Genomic DNA, 15,376 nt, shown 5'->3' on the forward strand with positions numbered 1-15,376 from the left:
GGCACAGAAAAACAGCGCAAAACGGCAGCGCCTGCCGACAAACCTTCCCACCCACCCAAGCGAGCGCCCCGCGCTTCGTACCGCCAGCCCCAGGGGGCCGGAGACCGCCATGAAACACCGTATCGACATGGCCGCAGGCAATGAACCGGCGGATGTGCTCATTGTCAACGCCAGGGTGGTGGACGTTTTTTCCGGTCTGGTGCGGCAGGATGCCGTAGCCATCGGCGACGGGGTCTTTGTGGGTTTTGGCCCGCGCGAGGCCCGGCAGGTGGTGGACGCCGAGGGTGCATACCTGCTGCCCGGCTTTATCGACGCCCACATCCATCTTGAGTCCAGCATGGTCACCCCGGCGCGCTTTGCCGAGATGGCGCTGCCCCACGGCACCACATCCGTGGTGGCCGATCCGCACGAGCTTGCCAACGTCTGCGGCGCAGCGGCCCTGCGCTTTTTGCTTGCCAGCGCCCAGACCCTGCCGCTGAACATTTTTCTGGCGCTGCCCTCGTGCGTTCCGGCCACGCCCTTTGAAGACAGCGGCGCGGTGCTGCAGGCAGCAGACCTTGCCCCCTTTATGGACAACCCGCGCGTGGCCTCGCTGGGCGAAATGATGAACTACCCCGGCGTGCTGCACGCCGACCCCGACGTTCTGGACAAGATCGCCCTGAGCCGCTCGCGCCGCAAGCCCGTTGACGGGCACGCCCCCGCCCTGCTGGGCCGGGAGCTGGATGCCTACCTGAGCACCGGCATAGCCAATACGCACGAATGCACCACGGCCGAAGAATTTCACGCCAACCTCATGCGCGGCTGCCGCATCTTTTTGCGCGACGGCTCGGCGGCACGCAATCTGCCGGAGCTGGCCCCGCTGGTCACCCCCGGCAACTGCCACCGTTGCGCCTTTTGCTGCGACGACAGGCACGCCTCCGAGCTGCTGACCGCCGGGCACATGGACGAGGTGCTGCGCAAGGCCGTTGCCCTGGGCATGGACCCAGTCACGGCAGTGCGCCTGTGCACGCTCAACGCAGCCGAGGCCGAGGGCCTGCAAGGCAAGGGAGCCATCGCCCCCGGCTACGATGCCGACTGCGTGCTCGTTGACGATCTGGCATCCTTCAACGTGCGCATGACCTTTGCGGGCGGTCGGCAGATCGCCGCCGAAGGCCGTATGCTCGCGCTGCTGACTGATCCGCCCCTGACCGACCTGACCAACACCGTGCGTCTGGCCCCCCTGCCGGACGACGTTCTTGCCCTGCCCCTGCCTTCGGGCCGCGCGCGGGTTATCCGGCTGCACCCCGGTTCGCTGGTGACAGACGCCGAGGAGCACGCAGTCGTCTGCGCAAACGGACTTTTTGACGCGCAACAAAACAACGGCCTGTGCAAACTGGCCGTCGTGGAGCGGCACAAGGCCACAGGCAAGGTGGGCGTGGGCATTCTGGCCGGATACGGCCTGCGCGGCGCAGCCGTGGCGACCTCTGTGAGCCACGACTCGCACAATATTGTGGTCTGCGGCGATACCGATGCGGACATGCTCGCCGCCGTGCGCCGCGTGGCCGAGATGGGCGGCGGCATCGCCGTTGCGGGACAGGGCCGTATTCTGGAAGATCTGCCCCTGCCCGTGGCCGGGCTCATGACCCACGATGCCCCGCAAACAGTTGTGCGCGCGCTGGATTCCATCCACGCGCTGCTGCACGATCACGGGGTTCCCGGCAATGTGGCTCCTCTTATGTCCCTGAGTTTTATGGCTCTGCCGGTCATTCCCTCGCTCAAGCTGACGGCGCGGGGGCTGTTTTCCGTAGCCGACTGGCGTTTTGTTTCGGTTGACGCGGCAGCGCAAAGCTGAGGCATTTTTTCAACACATGTGGGCAGCGCCCGTTGCGCGGCCCTGAAGCAGCAATATAAAGGAACCTCATGATTCCCTTCGGTACGCTTGTTGTCTACGTTACCCCCAAGGGCCGCCGCTACGTCAAACGCCTTGTCGAAGAACAGAACTGGCACAGCAACGACGGCACCCTTGTTTCCACCGAGGTGGCGCAGGCCAACTTTGGCTCCGTGGTCTACACCAACCAGAATGTCCCCATCCAGGTACTCGAAGCCACCCTGTACGACCGCCTCAAAGGGCTCAAGCGCCAGACGCAGATCATCTACCCCAAGGACATCGCCTATATCTGCCTGCGCCTTGGCGCGGGGCCGGGCCGCACCATCATCGAGGCAGGCTGCGGGTCCGGCGGCCTGACCACTGGGCTTTCGTGGTTTTGCGGCCCCACCGGCCGCGTGGTGAGCCACGAGGCCAGGGAAGAATTCATGAAGCTGGCGCGCCGCAACCTCGAATGGGCGGGCGTGGGCGAAAACGTGGAGCTGCACAACCGCGACGTGGCCGAGGGCTTTGCCGTTACCGGAGCGGACGCGCTGTTTCTTGACGTGCGCACCCCGTGGGAATACCTCGACCATGCCCTCAAGGCAGTGCGCCCCGGCGCAAGCTTTGGCTTTTTGCTGCCCACGGTCGATCAGGTGGGCAAACTGCTGCTGGGCCTTGAGCGCGGCCCCTTTGCCGATGTGGAAGTATGCGAAATCCTTATCCGCCGCTGGAAGCCCGTGGCAGACCGCCTGCGGCCCGAAGACCGCATGACCGCCCACACGGGCTTTCTGGTCTTTGCCCGCCAGCAGGACCGCAGCGCCGACTTTGAATCGCGCAAGCCCATGGGCACGCGCGAACGCAAGCAGGAGGCCGCCCGTCAGGCCCGCCTTGGCCTGACCGATGACGCGGCGCAGACCGCCGAAGACGACAGCGCGGACAACGACGGCGAATAACTGCAACTCCGGGCAGCGCTGCGGAGTACCCCCCGCCGCGCTGCAGTTCGCAGGCATGCGACGCATCCATTTAAGCTTATAAAAGGTAATGCCCGCTCATGGCGGGCATTACCTTTTTACTTTTGGCGACTCCTCCAGTCTATCTTGCGGCCCCCAAAAACCAGCGCCCACACGCTCAAACCCGCCAGGCACATAGCCGGGGCAAAGCCCCCGGCGTATTGTCGCACAACGCCCATGAGCAGTATCAACGCAACATTGACGCAGTTGGCCAGCATGGACATGAAGCCAATGGCCGTAGCCGTCTGGCTGGCCCCGGCCACCTCGATGGTCAGGGTAAAAACCGTGGCATACGTGCCGCCGCAGCACATGGCCAGCGGCAAGGCAAAACCAAACAGCATCCAGACATTGCTGACCCAGCTGCTGCAAGCCAACGCAACCAGCAGATAAAACAGGCCAATGCCCGCCACAAGCAAGGCCAGCAGCCGGGGTTTGGGCATGCTGCGGCCAAGCTCGCCGCCCGCAAGCCGCGCAAACGTACCTGCCAGCAGCACCATGCTTGTGGCCAGCGCCCAGGCCGCCACTGCGCCGCCAGATCCGGCAACAGCCTGACCGCTGGCCTTGTCGCTGTCGGCCAGCATGACAGTCAGCCAGTTGCCCAGGGCCGTGATGGTTCCAAACGAAAATCCGTGGCAACAGCCAATATACCACAAGCGGCGGTTGTGGGCCACGCGACCCAAGACCGCCAGCAGTTCTTTGAGCGACAGGCTTGTCGCCGCGGATTCCTGCCGCAAGGGCGCAAGAGGCGTAAACACAAGCAAAACCAGCAACATCACCGGCAGCAGCCCGCCCAGCGCATAGGCCGCCGCCCACCCAAAACCGCCAAACCAGGGCAACAGCACAAAGGGAACCATGGTCCCCAGGCTAAAGGCAGCGCCTTGCAGGCCTTGCGCCCGGCTCATGTATACGGGCGGGCACAACAGCTTGACGGCGGAGACAACAGCAAGAAACAGCAGCCCCGTAGCAAGCCCGACAATCAGGCGCATGACCACGGCCAGCCACAGGCTGTGCGGCGCGAGCAGCGGTGCAAAACAGGCCGCCGCGCACAGCACGCACGAAAGCGCCAGAGCGCGCAGCGTGCCCAGCCTGTCCACGACCAGCCCGGCGGGAACCTGAACAAGCGTATGCGCCCAGAAGGGGGCGCTCAAAAAAACGCCAAGCCCTGCATAGTTGAGATCGAACAAAAGCCTGAACTGCTCTGCCACGGCCGAGACGTTCAGAAACATAAAGCCCATGCCCAGACAGCCCAGGGCCGGAAGCCAAAAATAAACAGGAACCATGCTGAATCCTTGCGCAAAGCGATAAAAAACGGTTGCGTCCATGCATGAACGCAACCGCCTGGATGTGGTATACTTCAAAACGCAGATCCGCAATGCCCTGCTAAAGCTAAACCGTTTGCGGGCCTGAGACCCGCCTTGCGGTCTGGCTATCTGATGTTGAAAAACCGCAGCCGCAGGGCGTTGGTCACAACAGATACAGAAGAAAGCGCCATGGCCGTGCCCGCCAGCATGGGCGAGAGCATGGGGCCGCCAAAGGCGTGCAACAGCCCCGCCGCCACTGGCAGACCAAGCACGTTGTAGCCGAAAGCCCAAAAAAGATTTTGACGGATGTTGCGCATGGTCGCCCGCGACAGCGCAAGCGCAGTGAGTACAGCCTCCATGCCGTCGCGCATCAGCACAATATCGCCAGCTTCGGCGCTGACATCCACGCCCGTGCCAACGGCCATGCCCACATGGGCGGCAGCCAGAGCCGGGGCGTCGTTGATGCCGTCGCCCACCATGCCCACCACGTGCCCCTCGTCCTGCAGCCTGCGCACATAGGCGGCCTTGTCAGCGGGCAGCAGGCCTGCGGCCACTTTGTCAACACCGGCCTGCCGGGCCACGGCCTTTGCCGTGCGCTCGTTGTCGCCCGTAAGCATGACCACACGTACGCCCATGCCGCGCAGCGTCCTGACGACAGAGGCGGATTCGGGCCGCAGGGCATCGGCCAAAGCCAGTATGCCCGCCAGCTTTGGGCCGTCATGGTCTTCCAGCGACAGCAGCAGCGGCGTCTGACCGGTCTCTGCCAGCTGGGCAAGGCTGTCCTGGGCCGCCTGCGGCACAGACAGCCCGCGCTCCTCCATATAGGCCCGGTTGCCCACGGCAAGGACAAAAACAGCAACGCCACTGGTCACCCGACCAGAGATGCCCATTCCTGGGGCCACCTGCACGTCGTCCACCGGCAGGCTGGACAGCCCCCGCTCCGTGGCGGCGCTTACAAGCGCATGCGCAAGGGGATGTTCCGAGCGGGCCTCCAGCGAGGCGGCCATGGCCAGCAGGGAGTCTGGGGACATACCGGCCGGGCAGTCCAGCAGGGTCACGCCCGTAAGTACGGGTTTGCCAGTGGTGAGCGTGCCTGTTTTGTCCACGGCCAGCACGCTGATGTGCCCGGCCTGCTCGAGGGCCGCGCCATTTTTGATCAGCACGCCAAGCTGCGCCCCGCGGCCCGTGCCCACCATGATGGACATGGGCGTGGCAAGGCCCATGGCGCACGGGCAGGCCATTACCAGCACGGCCACAAAGACCGTCAGCGGCGTTGTGACCGGCTCGGCGCTAAAGACAAGCCAAGCCAGAGCCGCAACCAAGGCCAGCCCCATGACGGCGGGCACGAAGTAAAAACTCACCCTGTCGGCCAGCCGGGCAATGGGAGCCTTGCTGCCCTGCGCCTCACGTACAAGCCGGATAATGCGTGCCAGCCGCGTGTTGCCGCCAACGGCTTCGGCCGCAAAAGTCAGCGAGCCTTCGCCGTTGACGCTGCCCGCCGCCAGCCTGTCGCCCGGCCCCACGGGCACGGGTATGGATTCGCCCGTCAGCAGCGACAGGTCAATCGCGCTTTTGCCGGTCAGCACAAGGCCGTCCACCGGCACGCGCCCGCCAGGCCGCAGCAGCAAATGGTCACCCACGCGCACCTGATCAAGGCCAATCTGCTCTGGAGCCGCTGCGGTATCCTCCGCGTTGAGGCGTAGCGCGTACTCCGGCGTCAGGCTCATGAGCGCGCCCATGGCGTCGCTGGCGCGGCGCTTGGCCACAGCCTCCAGAAACTGCCCCAACTCGATCATGGTCAGCAGCACGGCGCACGATTCATAATAGAGGTTCATGGCCCGGCCAACGGGGTCAACCCCCGCAAGTCCCAACAGCGTATTGCCGAGGCTGAACAAAAAGGCCGCGCCCGTGCCAACGGCCACCAGGCTGTCCATGGCTGGGGCCTTGCGCAGCAGTGCGGCAATGCCGTCAAGATAAAAATGACGGCCCAGCCATACAACGGGCAGGGTCAGCGCGAGTTGCACCAGCATGAAGGCGCGGGGCGAATGGTGGGGGTCAAGAACCATGGGCAGGGGCAGCCCAAGCATGTGCCCCATGGAAATAACCAGCAGCGGCACGGCAAAGGCCGCAATGGGCAGCAGTCGCCGCAGACGGGCCTGGATGTCAGCAGCGGCACGTATTTTGCCCTCTTCAAACTGGCGGGCGGCATCGTCGTTCGCCGTTGGCGCGGCGGAAAACCCCAAGGTCGAAACCTTGTCCATTATCCGTTGCTGCAATTGGGCATCAACGCCCTGTTCCGGCCATACTTCGGCGCTGGCGGCGGCCAGATTGACGCTGATCCTTTCCACCCCCTCCATACGGCCCACCACACGCTCAATGCGCGACGAGCACGCGGCGCAATGCATGCCGCCGATGTCAAAACGCAGGGGGCAGGCTGATTTTTCTGTATCGGTATGCATGGGCTCTCCACTTGTCATTCGCTGTGGCGACGCGTAAGATACGGTTGAAATTGAAAACGCTTTCCTTAATGGAGGATACGATGAAAAGTCTGAAAGTCAATGGCATGCGGTGCGGCCACTGCAAGGCGGCGGTTGAGGAAGCGGCTGCCAAGGTGGCGGGAATCGTCAATCCGCAGGTAAGCCTTGAAGATAAGGAATTGCGCTTCGAAGAATCCGGCCCAGTCGATATGCAGGCCCTGCGCACGGCCATCAGCGATATCGGATTCGATCCCGAATAACGCCACGCCGATGTACGCCAACATACGGGCCAGGGTGAGCTGTCTGTACACGCCGCGTTAGAGCGTGCGGGGCAACGCACCCTGGCTTTTTTGCAGGCCTGCCCGGCGGCGGCAAAGGCTGTGCCCTGGCATCCCAGCCCACAGGCCCCCTCAAGGCGGGCGAGGCCCCTCTTGCCGGGGCGCGTATCTTGCCGTTTTTGCCCAAATGGCTTAGTTATTGGCAGGTAATCACGAGCATCCTCCCCATGCACCCTCACCGCAAAGACAGCACAAGGCATGCAAACACATCCTACCAACGTCACAGGCATTTTTTGCACGGGCCTCTGGATTCTTTTACTGTGCTGTCTTTTGCCCTCTGCGCCCTCCGCGGCGGCCCCAAAGGGTTTTTCGCTGGATTTTACCACCATACGTCTGGGCGATGAAGCCCAAGGAGCCTCCGGTGCCAACATGGCTATCGGCGCGTCCGCAACCACGGCGACGCCTGCTGACGCGCCCGCCGTGCAAACGCTTGAGCAGGAAACAGCGCTCCCGCCTGATCAGGTAAATGGACAGACGGCTGAACAGACCAATGGGCAAGAGAAGGCCCAGGCAAATGGTCAGGCTGCAGACGCGAAACCAGAGATTACAAGTGTCGCCAGCGTCCGGAGCGAAGGCAGCGACACGCCGGTAGCGGACAAGCCCGAAGCCGCTGCGGCAACCGCCCCTGTTGTGCTTGTGGTGGGCGGCATCCAGGGCGACGAGCCCGGCGGATTTTCTGCCGCGACCCTGCTGACCACGCACTACACCATTCAAAAGGGTGTGCTATGGGTTGTGCCAAACCTTAATTTTCCCAGTATTATCAAGCGGTCACGCGGCCTGCACGGCGACATGAACCGCAAATTTGCCAAGCTCGACAACAGCGACCCCGAATTCGGCACGGTACGCCGCATCCAGGAGCTTATCAGCCACCCCCGCGTGGGGCTGGTGCTCAACCTGCACGACGGCAGCGGCTACTACCGCCAGTCGTTTGAAGACAAGCTGCGCAACCCCAACCGTTGGGGGCAGTCTGTCATCATCGACCAGGAGGCCCTCGACGGCGTCTTTATGGGTTCGCTGGCCAACGAAGCCCGACGGGCCGCAGCCGCAGCCAACAGCAATCTGCTCTCGCCCCAGCACGCCCTGCATGTGCACAATACAAAGACTGCTGAAGGCGACCGCGAGATGGAAAAAAGCCTCTCGTATTACGCGGTGCGTCACGGCAAGGCGGCCTTTGGTCTTGAGGCCAGCAAGGAATTTTCCGTCGAAGTGCGGGCATACTATCATCTGCTGATGGTGGAGTCGTTTCTTGCGCAGGCCGGCGTCAAATTTACACGGGGCTTTGCCCTTACGCCTGAGGGCGTGCGCGGCGCGCTACTGGACAAGCTGGACGTCTCTTTTGTCGACAACAAGGTATTTTTGCCGCTTGAAGACGTGCGCCCGGCCATCAACCGGCTGCCGCTCTCAAAGGATGCTCCGGCCCAGGCCGTCACGTCCAAGCCCATTATGGCCGTGCTGCCCTGCGCCAATGGCGAGGAAGGCCAGTACTGCGTCCACTACGGCAACCGCATGATCACCCAGATCCGGCCCGACTGGCGCGAGATGGATCACAGCCTCAGCGGCATGCGCGTGCTGGCGGACGGGCACGAAACCGACGCCGCCTTTGGCCAGGTGCTTGAAATTTCAAAAAGTCTGGTCGTACAACCCGCCAGCGGCTACAGGGTCAATGCCATAGGCTACGACAGCGGCCGCAAGGATGAAAGCGGCGAGCTCATGACGCTCAAGGACTTCCAGCCGCGCTTTTCCGTAGATCGCCAGGGCAGGCTTTACCGCGTGGAAATTTACAAAGACCAGCGGTTCAGCGGTATGTTTCTGGTGCGCTTTGTTTCAGGTGCAAACCGCCTGACCCGCAACGATCCCCTGCCCAATGCCAAGGACAGGCTGCCCGACAAGCCAGGGCAGGAATCAACCCTGGGGTTCTGAAGCAACCATGTCTGATCCTACCATCTGCGTTGCGGGCGGCGGCAGCTGGGGCACGGCCCTGGCGCACCTGCTGGCCGCCAACGGCTATGATACGCGTTTGTGGCTGCGTGACGCCGCCATTGCCGAAGCCATTTGCGCCCATCACGAAAACCCGCGCTACCTGCCGGGCATCGCCCTGCACGCCAGCCTGAGCGCCACTACCGACCCTGAGGTTCTGGGCAGGGAAATTGTGGTTCTGGCTGTGCCCTGCCAGCAGCTGCGCGGCTGGCTTGCCGCCAACGCCCAGTTTTTTTGCCGCAACGCCGTGCTGGTCAACGCCGCCAAAGGCATTGAGACAGCCAATCTTGCCACCTGCGCCGAGATAGCGCAGCAGGGCCTTGGGCATCTGCACCCCCGCTACGCGGTGCTCTCCGGCCCTTCATTTGCGGCGGACGTGCTGCGGGGGTTGCCCACCGCCGTGGTGCTTGCCTCCACGGACGAGGCCCTGGGGCACATGCTGCGGCAGATCTTTTCCTGCGGGACGTTTCGCTGTTATTCCAGCACGGACGTGATGGGCGTGGAGATGGGCGGTGCGCTCAAAAACGTCATCGCCATTGCCGCTGGCGTTTGCGACGGTCTCGGCCTGGGGCACAACAGCCGCGCAGCCCTGATCACCCGGGGGCTTGCGGAGATGAGCCGCCTTGGCGTTGCACGGGGCGCTCAGCCGCATACGTTTATGGGGCTCTCCGGCCTGGGCGATCTTACGCTGACCTGCACCGGCGACCTCTCACGCAACAGGCAGGTCGGCCTGCGCCTTGGACGCGGCGAAAAGCTTGACCAGATCACCGCCAGTCTGGGTATGGTGGCCGAAGGTGTAAAAACCACCGCCGCAATCCACGAGCTTGCCCGCCGTCTGCATGTTGAGGCTCCGCTTACCGATGCCGTGCACAGCATTCTGTACGGCAACCGCGACCCCCATGAAGTGCTGCACAATCTTATGGCGCGCCGGTTGAGGGACGAATAGCCCCGCCCTGGCGTTGCCGCCGCAGCCTGTCCCCCGTCCCCCATGCAACCCGCTGCACTGCGTTTTTCCGCCATGCCGCAGGCTCACGACAATGCGACGGCATGACCAAATCCGACCTGCTGTTTTCAGCTTTTCCCTCCCGCATGTCACCGGTACAAGGTCGTTGTGCCTCCCTCAAAAAAAAATTCACACTTTTTTTTCCGCCCCACATTCTCACACTATCCGTCACGGTTCTTGCCACGACACTGGTACAATAAATCACAAAAAATCGTGCAGCACGCAATGACAATGCTAGGAAAATCAGCATCAAATTAACACGTTTTTTAATTTTTTGCTATCGCATTTATTGCACGACAGAACGTATATCAGGCAAGTTCAAAAAATCACATTTTAACATCGCGTTGTCATTGAATTTCACAACGTTGCACAATGTATTAGCGCTTTTTTGCACAATTTGTTTGTGCAAACAGTTAAATAAAGACTAACATACCGATTTCACAGCTTCTCAAAATCGCGCAAAACGCACAGCGTTTGTTTGACCTATTCATTTTTTGGTCGTTTTGATACCAAATATTGCAATCTACCTGATCTTCTTGAAAGAGTTGTTGCTTGCAACGCTTTGCAAAGTGGGCTAAGGCAAAAACACTCTTAAAAACATTTTTTCACGACATGGTATGGTGTTGATACCATCATACTGGTTAGGGAGTGCGGCCCGGACTTGACCGGGTTGATCCGCCGGGTACATCCGAGAGACCCGCAAACCACGGGGCAAACTATGACGGAATCACTGTTTTCGGCAGGCGGCTTTCTTGTGCCGCTTCTCGTGGGCATGGCCCTTATGCTGTACGGCGCGGCGCAGTCCGTGCGACAGCGCAACAATCCCCGCAGCCTGATCCTTTGGGGCTCGCTGCACGACGCAGGCATCTTCTGCCTGGGTCTGGGAGCCAGCGGCGGCATTAACAGTACGGGCCTGTGGCTCTTTGTACTGTTTCAGGCGGCTGCGCGGCTGTTGGCCTGGACCGCCCTGACGCGGCTTACGCCTCCGGCGCTCGGCGCCCCGGTGCAGCTGCAGGACCTTTGCGCTGCAAGCAAGCGCCAACCCTGGACCGCCGCCTGTTTCGGCCTTGGCATGCTGGCCGCCGTTGGCGGCTCGCCCTTCCTTGTGCCTGAAGCCCGCATGTTCATCAGCTCCGGTATTCTGAGCAGCATGCCCGGGGCCATGGCTGCTCTGTTGTGCATGGCTCTGGCAACCACAGTACTGGTTTGGTTGCATGTTGAAGCCGTACGCATCGCCGTGCTGGACGTCGCCGACGACGACAGCGCCGGCAACTGGGCAACCCCCGCAGGCAATGCCTTGGTCATGCTGGGTCTTGCCGTTGTTGTGGCGCTGCTTGGCGTGTTTCGCGGCCCCATCACCGGCATGCTGGCCAACGCTTACAATGTGGCTGTTCCGCATTCGGCGGCGCACCCGGCTTACTGGTGTTACTACGCGGGCGCGTTCATCACCGGCATCGCCTTTTTGGTAAAGTTTGACCGCGCTCCACTTGTGGGCGTGGCCTTTGCCGCACTGGCGCTCGTCTCGACCCTCGCGGCCGAGGCTGCCCCCACCGCCAAGCTCTTCCTGATCATGATCAGCGTTGTGGGTCTGGTGGTCAGCGTATACTCGCTGAGCTACATCCATGAACGGCACGGCCGCTACTGGTTTTTCCTGCTGCTGACGTTTGCCTCGCTGGCGGGCATTGTTTCCTCCGCCGACTCGGCAAGTATGTATGGCTACTGGGAACTCATGACCTTTGCCTCCTACTTTTTGGTGGTGCATGAGAACAACCGCAGCGCCTACGACGCCGGCCTCAAGTATTACGTGATGTGCGCGGGCGGCGCGCTGTTTATGCTGCCCGGCCTGCTGCTGCTGGGCGACCCCTCGCTCACCTCCGGGCTGCTTCAGGGCGCATTTGTGCTCTGCCTTGCCGGTTTTGCCGTCAAGATGGGCCTTGTGCCCCTGCACTCGTGGCTGCCCGACGCCCACCCCGCCGCGCCTTCGTCGGTGTCTGGTCCCCTTTCGGGTATCATCACCAAGATGGGCGTGTTCGGCATAGTTGTCGTGCTGCTCATGCGGCCCGCCATTGTGGGCATGCCAGGCCTGTTCGGCCTTTCATGGCTGGGCACGGGCCTTGTGGGCATGGGCGCGGCCACCCTGGTGTACGGCGAAATCATGGCCCTGCGCCAGGACGACATCAAACGTATGCTGGCCTACTCGACCCTGGGGCAGATTGGTGAAATCGCCCTGGTGCTCGGCATAGGCACATGGCTCTCCACCACGGGCGCACTGTGGCACATGCTCAACCACGCCATCATGAAGGACCTGCTCTTCCTTGGCGCGGGCGCGCTGATCATGCGCGCGGGCAGCCGCAAGCTGGCCGACCTGCGCGGCCTGGGCCGCCAGATGCCTGTCACCGTTGCCTGCATGGGCATCGGCCTTGTGAGCATCATGGGTCTGCCGCCGTTTGGCGCTTTTTACAGCAAGTTCTTGATGATCCAGGCGGCCACCTCCGCCGGGCACATCTGGCTGGCCGTGCTGATTCTGGCTGGCTCGCTGGTGGGCCTCATCTACTACACGCGCATTCTTAAAACCCTGGTGTTCGAAGAACGCCCCGCCGATCTGCCCGCTGTCAAGGAAGTTCCGCGCAGCATGCAGATAGGCCTGGTGATTCTGGCGGCCATTTGCGTGATCATGGGCCTTGCCCCGCAGATCGCCATGAACCTGGTGGTGCCTGTGGCCTCCATGTGCTTTACGCCCAACCTCAACGACCCCGAAGTACTGGTGGCCATGAACGTCTCCTGGCCCATCTTTGTGCTTGTGCCGGTGTTTGGCGCGCTGGTGCCCGCCATCTTCTACCGCGACCGCAAAAAGGCCGGATGGGCCAGTGTGGGCGTGCTGCTGTTTACGGCTCTGCTGGTCGTCATGTTTGGCCGCGGGCTTGATACGCTGTCCTTCTGCTTTGCCCTGCTGGTGCCCGTGCTTGGCGCAGTCAACATGGCCTATGCCCTCGGCTACATGGAGCACAGCCACCGCCAGTGGCGCTTCTACTGCGCCTTTACGGCCATGTGCGGCGGTCTTGTGGGCATGGCCGCCAGCCAGTACATGCTGAGCTTCTTCCTGTTCTGGGAAATCATGAGCTCGTGGACGCTGTACCTGGCCATTGCCCACGAGGGCGACAAGGACTCGCTGCGCGAGGCCTTCAAGTACTTTATCTTCAACGTGTTTGGCGCGGGTTTCATCTTTGTGGGCCTGTGCGTCGTGGGGCCCTTTACGCCTTTCAACGCAACGCTGCTCACCGGTGCTGCCCCCTACATGTCGCACGGCGCGGCGTGGCTGGGCATGGCCCTGCTGGCTGCCGGCTTCCTGATGAAGGCGGCGCAGCTGCCCTTCCGCATTGACTGGCAGATGCACCCGGCGCTGGCTCCCACGCCTGTTTCGGGCTACATCTCGTCTGTGCTGCTTAAGAGCGCCATCCTCGGCCTCATCAAGCTGTTCATGCTGCTTGGCGGCGGCTTTATGCTGGCTGGCGTGCTGGGCGGCATGGAGCAGAACGTCATCAGCACCGTAAGCATGTGGATCGGCGGCATCACCATCATCATGGCTGCCGTGCAGGCCCTGCGCACCAACGTCATCAAGCTTGTGTTCATCTACTCTACGGTGAGCCAGCTTGGGTACATGGTGCTGGCCGTTGCCGCAGGCGGGGCGCTGGGCTACGCGGGCGGCATGCTGCACGTGATCAACCACGTGTTCTTCAAAGACCTGCTCTTCCTTGTGTGCGGCGCTGTCATGTTTGCCACCCACAGGGAAACGCTGGACGATCTTGGCGGCATTGGCCGCAAGATGCCCTTTACCCTTGTCATGTTTGCCATAGCCGGGCTTTCGGTGGTGGGCGTGCCGCCTACCAGCGGCTTTTCGTCCAAATGGCTTATCTACCATGCGCTCATGGAAGCGGGTCAGCCTTTCCTGGCGCTGCTTTCACTGGTCGGCAGCGTACTGACCATGGCCTATATCGCCAAGTTCCTGCATGCGGCCTTCCTGGGTCAGCCCTCGACCACCCTGCACGACGTGCATGAGGCCCCGCTGATCATGCGCGCGCCCATGGGCATACTGGCCGCCGGTTGCGTACTTACGGGCGTATTCCCCGGTCTGGCCCTTGGGCCCATCAACAGCGTGCTGGCTGAATACGGCTTTACGCCGCTCAACGTGGGACTGTCCGGCGTGCTTTCCGGCCCCGGCGCATGGAACGCCACAGGCATGTTTGTCATGATGGCCCTCGCCTTTGCTGGCGGACGCTGGTTTGTGCTGCGCTTTACCCGCCTGCGCGAAATAGACGTCCACACCTGCGGTCTGCCGCCCGAAACGGCCACCAGCCGCATGACGCCCTCCAGCATTTACGGGGACATCCTCGGCCTTATGGACGGCGACAAGACCGCCAAGGAGAACCGCTGATGAGCGACACCCTGCTTGCCATACTGCATATGTGCATCTTCCCCGGCGGTGCCTTTGCCCTGCTGGTGGCCATGTTCTTCAAAGGACTTGACCGCCGGGTCGAGGCGCGGCTGCAGCGCCGCGTCGGCCCCCCGCTGATCCAGCCCTGGCTTGATATAGCCAAACTGTTGACCAAGGAAACACTCATCCCAAAAACCGCCTGCCGTTCGGCCTTTTTGATGGCCCCGGTGTTCGGCTTTACGGGCATGGCCGTGTGCGCGGCCTTTATACCGATTCCCGGCGTGTTCGACGGCCTGTTCAACATGGGCGACCTGCTGGTAATCTTTTACCTCCTGCCCATCCCGGCCATGGCCATCATGCTGGGCGGCTCAGCCTCCAGCTCGCCCTTTGGCGCTATGGGCTTCTCACGTGAAATGATGCTGATGCTGGCATACGAAACGCCGCTGCTCATGATTCTGCTCTCGGTCGCCATGCTTACGGGCAAGGTGCTGAGCGGCGGCGCATGGGGCGCGGAATTTTCGCTGCTCAAGATTGTGGCCATGCAGCAGCAGGTGGGGTCGTTCGGCTTCAACCCGACCATGATTCCCGCGCTGCTCGCGTACCTGATCTTTCTGCCCGGCACCATGGGCGTCGCGCCCTTTGATATCCCCGAGGCGGAAACCGAGCTCATCGAAGGCCCCCTGCTGGAATACGGCGGCCCCCTGCTGGCCATGTTCCAGATCACGTCCGCGCTCAAGACCTTTGTTGTTTTGGGTTTGGGGGTTGCGCTTTTCTTCCCCGGCACCATATCTGACATATGGCTGGTGAATCTGGTCTGGTTCCTGCTCAAGTGCCTCGCGCTCATGCTGCTTTCGCTTACCCTGGTCAAATCGGCCACCGGGCGCTTCCGCATTGATCAGGCGTTCCGCTTTTACATAACGGTGCCCACAGCGCTTGCGCTGTGCAGCCTGATACTGGTCTGGGTGATGTAAGGAGGCCGACGTGTCGCTGGA

9 protein-coding genes are annotated in these 15,376 nt (G+C 62.2%); 7 read left to right on the forward strand and 2 right to left on the reverse strand.

The window, feature by feature from the left end; genetic code table 11:
• Positions 1-109 precede the first annotated feature (109 nt).
• Both ade and DDIC_RS11630 read left to right on the forward strand, forming a co-directional pair.
• Positions 110-1,831 (forward strand): adenine deaminase, encoded by a 1,722-nt coding sequence (ade, locus tag DDIC_RS11625; protein ID WP_136400590.1) that lies wholly within the window; start codon positions 110-112, stop codon positions 1,829-1,831.
• 68 nt (positions 1,832-1,899) lie between these two features.
• Positions 1,900-2,799, forward strand: a complete 900-nt coding sequence (locus DDIC_RS11630) for a tRNA (adenine-N1)-methyltransferase (protein WP_136400591.1) — start codon at positions 1,900-1,902, stop codon at positions 2,797-2,799.
• 116 nt (positions 2,800-2,915) lie between these two features.
• Here the strand turns inward: DDIC_RS11630 and DDIC_RS11635 are convergent, their stop codons facing one another.
• Together DDIC_RS11635 and DDIC_RS11640 are read right to left on the reverse strand one after the other, a co-directional pair.
• The gene (locus DDIC_RS11635; protein ID WP_168732544.1) at positions 2,916-4,136 is read right to left on the reverse strand and encodes an MFS transporter; all 1,221 of its coding nucleotides are present in this window, start codon (positions 4,134-4,136) and stop codon (positions 2,916-2,918) included.
• Between the two features lie 146 nt (positions 4,137-4,282).
• Positions 4,283-6,616 carry a heavy metal translocating P-type ATPase gene (locus tag DDIC_RS11640; RefSeq protein WP_136400593.1) on the reverse strand — a complete coding sequence of 778 codons (2,334 nt, stop codon included), beginning with the start codon at positions 6,614-6,616 and terminating at the stop codon, positions 4,283-4,285.
• 80 nt (positions 6,617-6,696) lie between these two features.
• Between DDIC_RS11640 and DDIC_RS11645 the strand changes: the two genes are divergently transcribed.
• From DDIC_RS11645 to DDIC_RS11665, 5 genes are all read left to right on the forward strand, one after another.
• Positions 6,697-6,894: a heavy-metal-associated domain-containing protein gene (locus DDIC_RS11645; protein ID WP_136400594.1), complete on the forward strand. Its 198-nt coding sequence runs from the start codon at positions 6,697-6,699 to the stop codon at positions 6,892-6,894.
• A 276-nt stretch (positions 6,895-7,170) separates the two neighbouring features.
• Positions 7,171-8,892 (forward strand): M99 family carboxypeptidase catalytic domain-containing protein, encoded by a 1,722-nt coding sequence (locus tag DDIC_RS11650; RefSeq protein ID WP_247647471.1) that lies wholly within the window; start codon positions 7,171-7,173, stop codon positions 8,890-8,892.
• A gap of 7 nt (positions 8,893-8,899) precedes the next feature.
• Positions 8,900-9,895 carry an NAD(P)H-dependent glycerol-3-phosphate dehydrogenase gene (locus DDIC_RS11655; protein WP_136400595.1) on the forward strand — a complete coding sequence of 332 codons (996 nt, stop codon included), beginning with the start codon at positions 8,900-8,902 and terminating at the stop codon, positions 9,893-9,895.
• A gap of 775 nt (positions 9,896-10,670) precedes the next feature.
• Positions 10,671-14,384 carry a complex I subunit 5 family protein gene (locus DDIC_RS11660; protein ID WP_136400596.1) on the forward strand — a complete coding sequence of 1,238 codons (3,714 nt, stop codon included), beginning with the start codon at positions 10,671-10,673 and terminating at the stop codon, positions 14,382-14,384.
• Positions 14,384-15,355: a respiratory chain complex I subunit 1 family protein gene (locus DDIC_RS11665; RefSeq protein WP_136400597.1), complete on the forward strand. Its 972-nt coding sequence runs from the start codon at positions 14,384-14,386 to the stop codon at positions 15,353-15,355. Before DDIC_RS11660 ends, DDIC_RS11665 begins: the two co-directional genes overlap by 1 nt.
• Positions 15,356-15,376: the final 21 nt, after the last annotated feature.

The sequence above is a fragment of the Desulfovibrio desulfuricans genome (assembly GCF_004801255.1).
Lineage (GTDB): Bacteria > Desulfobacterota > Desulfovibrionia > Desulfovibrionales > Desulfovibrionaceae > Desulfovibrio > Desulfovibrio desulfuricans_C.